This window comes from Stenotrophomonas sp., from assembly GCF_050737075.1.
GTDB lineage: Bacteria > Pseudomonadota > Gammaproteobacteria > Xanthomonadales > Xanthomonadaceae > Stenotrophomonas.
This window is the reverse complement of the sequence record NZ_JBOHXV010000159.1, coordinates 1-4,983: the sequence shown is the minus strand read 5'-3', so window position 1 is coordinate 4,983 and position 4,983 is coordinate 1. Positions and strand designations below refer to the sequence as shown.

General features: G+C 68.4%; 2 protein-coding genes. One reads left to right on the top strand and one right to left on the bottom strand.

From position 1 onward, the window contains the following. Positions 1-20: 20 nt before the first annotated feature. Positions 21-1,274 carry a serine hydroxymethyltransferase gene (gene glyA / locus ACREPD_RS21655; protein ID WP_431601205.1) on the bottom strand — a complete coding sequence of 418 codons (1,254 nt, stop codon included), beginning with the start codon at positions 1,272-1,274 and terminating at the stop codon, positions 21-23. Between the two features lie 236 nt (positions 1,275-1,510). On the opposite strand from glyA, the gene ACREPD_RS21650 reads away from it, so the two are divergent. After that, positions 1,511-4,864 carry an autotransporter domain-containing protein gene (locus ACREPD_RS21650; protein WP_431601204.1) on the top strand — a complete coding sequence of 1,118 codons (3,354 nt, stop codon included), beginning with the start codon at positions 1,511-1,513 and terminating at the stop codon, positions 4,862-4,864. Positions 4,865-4,983 lie beyond the last annotated feature (119 nt).

The window sequence follows — 4,983 nt, the reverse complement described above, 5'->3', positions numbered from 1 at the left end:
CCGCTGCCGGGCTTCATCCATTACCCGTAAACCGGGTACTTGCGGCACTGCGCGCTGACCGCGTCGCGGACGCGGGCGATCACGCCCTCGTCGGCCGGGGCGTCGAGCACGTCGGCAATCCAGCTGGCCAGGTCCACGCAGTCCTGTTCCACGTAGCCACGGGTGGTCACCGCCGGGGTACCCAGGCGCAGGCCCGAGGTCACGAACGGCGAGCGCGGGTCGTTGGGCACCGAATTCTTGTTGACGGTGATGTGGGCCTTGCCCAGCGCGGCTTCCGCGTCCTTGCCGGACACGTCCTTGCCGATCATGTCCACCAGCATCAGGTGGTTCTCGGTACCGCCGGAGACGATCTTGTAACCGCGCGCGATCAGCGTGGTGGCCATTGCCTGGGCGTTCTTCACCACCTGCTGCTGGTAGGCCTTGAAGCCCGGCTCCAGCGCTTCCTTGAAGGCCACGGCCTTGGCGGCGATGACGTGCATCAGCGGGCCGCCCTGGATGCCCGGGAACACGATCGACTGCAGCTTCTTCTCGATCTCTTCGCCGGCGCCCTTGGCGATGATGATGCCGCCGCGCGGGCCGCGCAGGGTCTTGTGGGTGGTCGAGGTGACCACGTGGGCGTGCGGCAGCGGGCTCGGGTAGACGCCGGCGGCGACCAGGCCGGCCACGTGGGCCATGTCCACGAACAGGTAGGCACCGACCTTGTCGGCGATGGCGCGGAAGCGCGCCCAGTCCACCACCTGCGAATACGCCGAGAAGCCGGCCACGACCATCTTCGGCTTGTGCTCCAGGGCCAGGCGCTCGACTTCGTCATAGTCGATCAGGCCCTGCTCGTTCACGCCGTACTGGACCGCGTTGAACAGCTTGCCCGAGGCATTGACCTTGGCGCCATGGGTCAGGTGGCCACCGTGGGCCAGCGACATGCCCAGGATGGTGTCGCCCGGCTGCAGGAGCGCGAAATACACCGCCTGGTTGGCCTGGGAGCCACTGTGCGGCTGCACGTTCGCGTAATCGGCATCGAACAGCTGCTTGAGGCGGTCGATCGCCAGCTGCTCTGCGATATCCACGTACTCGCAGCCACCGTAGTAGCGCTTGCCCGGATAGCCTTCGGCGTACTTGTTGGTCAGCTGGCTGCCCTGGGCTTCCATCACCGCCGGGCTGGTGTAGTTCTCGCTGGCGATCAGCTCGACATGGTCTTCCTGACGCTGGGTTTCGGCGGCGATGGCCTTGGCCAGTTCGGGATCGTAGGTTTCGATGCGGACGTCACGCGGGAACATCGCTTACTCCAGGCAAGGTGAGGGGAACGACAGCCTTCCATTGTAAGGCCGCCGGCCGGGGGCTGGCCCGTGCCGGAGGTTGGAGCGGCACACCTGTCCACTTCTAGCCAAATTTCTGAATTGCGACCTTGTTCCTTGAATTGTTCAGATTCTGTGAATCAAAACCCTAAAGACGTTCAGCCAGCGGCCGTTATTGCCAACTCAGGGAATCGTTTTCATAACATCAGGGGTTGGCTGTGAATCATGTCTATCGCGTGGTCTTCAATCACGCGCTGAAGTGCGTGCAGGTTGTTTCCGAATTCGCCCGTGGCGGCCGCAGCCGCGCCGGCACCGATCGCCGCCGCGCACCGCGCCTGGCGCCGCTGTTCACCGGTATCGCGCTGGCCTGCATGGCACCGGCTGCCTTCGCGGTGCAGTCGAACTGGATCGGTGTCCCGGGCAGCGAGTGGAATGTGGCGGGCAACTGGAGCGCCGGCGTGCCGACCGACCGCGGCATCGACACCCCCAACGACACGGCCTACGTCAACAGTGGCGGCGTGCGGATCACCGGCACCCTCGTGCCTGATGCCGACGAAGTGCACATCGGCAACACCGGTGCCGGACGGCTGGATATCTTCGCCGGCGGCCGCCTGGACACCAACACGCTTTACATGGGCACCAACGTGGGTTCGCTGGGCGTCACGACGATCAATGGCGTGGGTTCGCAGTGGAACGCCCGCTACAGCATCGGCGTGGGCCACTTCGGCACCGGCGAGCTCTCGATCCTCGGCGGCGGCAGCATGACCATCGACCGCGAAAGCTACATCGCCTCGATGGGCGGCAGCACCGGCACCGTGCGGATCCAGGGCGCTGGCAGCACGTGGAACACCGGCAACACCTTGTTCGCCGGCCAGGCTGGCTCCGGCACCATTGAAGTCACCGCGGGTGGCCTGCTCAGCGGGCGCGATGCCCTGGTCGGCAACCTGGCCGGCAGCGTGGGCCGGATCACGGTGAGCGGCACCGGCAGCGCCGCGAACCACACCGGCACCCTGACGGTGGGCAACATGGGCCGAGGCACCTATGAGGTGCTTGCCGGGGCCAGCGCGACGGCCGGCAACGTACTGATCGGGCAGTCTATGGGCAGCCGTGGCGACATCCTCGTCTCCGGTGCCGGCTCGAACTGGGTCAGCAACTCGTTGAGCGTGGGCGAAGCCGGCCAGGGCAGCTTCACGGTGACCGACGGTGCCACGGCCGAGATCGGCGGTGGCATCATCCTGGCCCGCAACGCCGCTGCCAGCGGCACGATCACGGTGGGCCCGAACGCGCTGATGATCGTCGGCACCCAGACCACCAATGCGGTGTTCTTCGATGGCGCAGGCACCACCCGCTTCGACATGGCGGGGGGCACCCTGCGCACGGGGACTGAGCTGTTCCTGGACACCGGGGTACTGCTCAGCGCCGACTCGACCTTCGACGTGGACGGCAGCCTCACCGCCAGCCGCGCGTTCTCGGGCACGGGCGCGCTGCTCAAGACCGGCACCGGTGAGCTGACGCTGCGCGGCGACAGCACCGGCTGGACGGGCGCGCTGCAGGTGGACGCGGGCACCTTGAACCTGCAGCACAGCGCGGCGCTGGGCGGTGGCTGGCTGAGCCTGGCCGATGGCACCACGCTGGGTCTGGCCGATGGCGTGGCATTCAACAATTCGGTGCAGATGCTGGGCGAGGTGGCGGTGAACGTCGCCAGCGGTGCCAGCGCCACCCTGGCGGGCAACGTAAGCGGGGGCAGCAGCACCATGCTGGTCAAGCGCGATGCGGGCACGTTGACCCTGGGCGGCGGCACCGTGGGTGAGACCCGCGTGGAAGGCGGCACCCTGCGCGTGACCGGCAACGCACTCAATGGCGGCAACATCGAGATCGGCAGCGCCGGCACCTTCGAGACCGACACCACCCGCGTGCTGAACTACGCGGGTCAGATCAGCGGCAGCGGCTTCCTGCGTCAGGGCCGTCATGCGCTGACCCTGAGTGGCGACAGCAGTGCGTTCACCGGTACCACCGTCGTCAATGCGGGCCAGCTCAACGTGACCGGCGCGCTCGGTGGCGATGTGCAGGTCACCCGGGGGGCCTGGCTGACCGGCAACGGTTCGCTCGGCAACGTGTTCGTGAGCGGCGGCAGCACGCTGTCGCCGGGCACCACCGGCGCGGCGATCAGCCGCCTGGATATCAGCGGCGTGCTGAACTTCGACAGCAGCGCGACCTTCCAGGTGGACGTGGCGGCCAACGGGGCCAGTGACTTCGTCTCGGTCGGTGGCAGCGCCCTGCTGGGCCAGGCCAACACCGTGGCCGTGGCCACCAACGGCGACTGGGCAACGTCCACCCGCTACCGCCTGCTGACCGCTGCGGGCGGCGTCAACGGCACCTTCGCCGGCGCGACCAGCACCCTGGCGTTCCTGGACCCGACGCTGAGCTATGACGCCAACAACGTGTACCTGACGATGGCGCGCAACGACGTGTCGATGCCGGACGTGGAACTGGCGTTCCCGGAGGTGGTGGTCAACACCAACCAGCGCGAAGTGGCGACCGCCGTGGAAGCGCTGGGCGATGGCAATGCCGTGTACGACGCGGTGGTGCGCCTGGAAGTGCCGCAGGTGGTGCCGGCCTTCGACAGCCTGTCCGGTGAAGTGCATGCGGCCACCCGTGGCGCGCTGCTGCAGAACCGCTTCCTGCACGATGGCATCGACCGCCACCTGGATGGCCGCGCGATGAGCGGCGACATCGCCCCGGGCGTCAGCGTGTGGCTGGCCGGCAGTGGTGGCCAGCTGCGCACCGACGCGTCGGCCGAGAACGCGGCATCGCGCGTCCAGCAGAACGGCATGATGGCCGGTGCCGGCTGGCAGGTGGGCGAAGCGCTGGAACTGGGTGTGGCCGCCGGCCAGCAGCAGGTGGACAACCGCCTGCGCGAGCGTGCGGCCGTGGCCGAGACCGACGCCACCGAGTACGGCGTGTATGCCCACTACCGCTGGCAGGGCCTGAGCCTGCGTGGCGGCGTGACCCGCGCCGACTACCGCACCGACACCACCCGCACCGCGCAGGTCGGCACGGCCTTCAGCGAGCAGTTGCTGGCCCGCGAAGATGCCACCGGCACCACCGCGTTCGTGCGCGCCGGCTGGAGCTTCGGGGGTCCGCGCCTGCAGCTGACCCCGGAAATCGAGCTGGCCCAGGTGCGCCTGGAAAGCGACGGCAGCCAGGAACGCGGTGGTGACAGCGCGCTGCGCCTGGCCTCGGGCGACAGCACCTACCGCACCGGGCTGGCCGCATTGAAGGCGGACTGGGACATCAGCGGTGGCCTGCAGGACCGCGCGGTGCTCAGCGCACGCGTGGGTTGGCAGTACGCCGACGGTGACCGGCTGCCGACCACCACCGCCCGCTTCGTCGATGGGTCGCAGGACTTCACCATCGCCGGTGCACCGCTGGCACGCAGCAGCGTGCTGGCGCAGCTGGGGGTGGCGGTGAGCCCGAGCGCCAACAGCCGCGTGTCGCTGCAGGTGCAGGGGCGTGACGGCGATGGGCAGCGCGATGTGGGGGCGCAGCTGGACTGGTCGGTGGCGTTCTGACGCCATCGTCGGATCGTTGGTCGTGCAGCCACCCATGGGGTGGCTCTACGGTTACCGCGACGCTGTAGAGCCACCCCATGGGTGGCTGATGCCTGCAACGAAGAAGCGCGCCCTTGGGC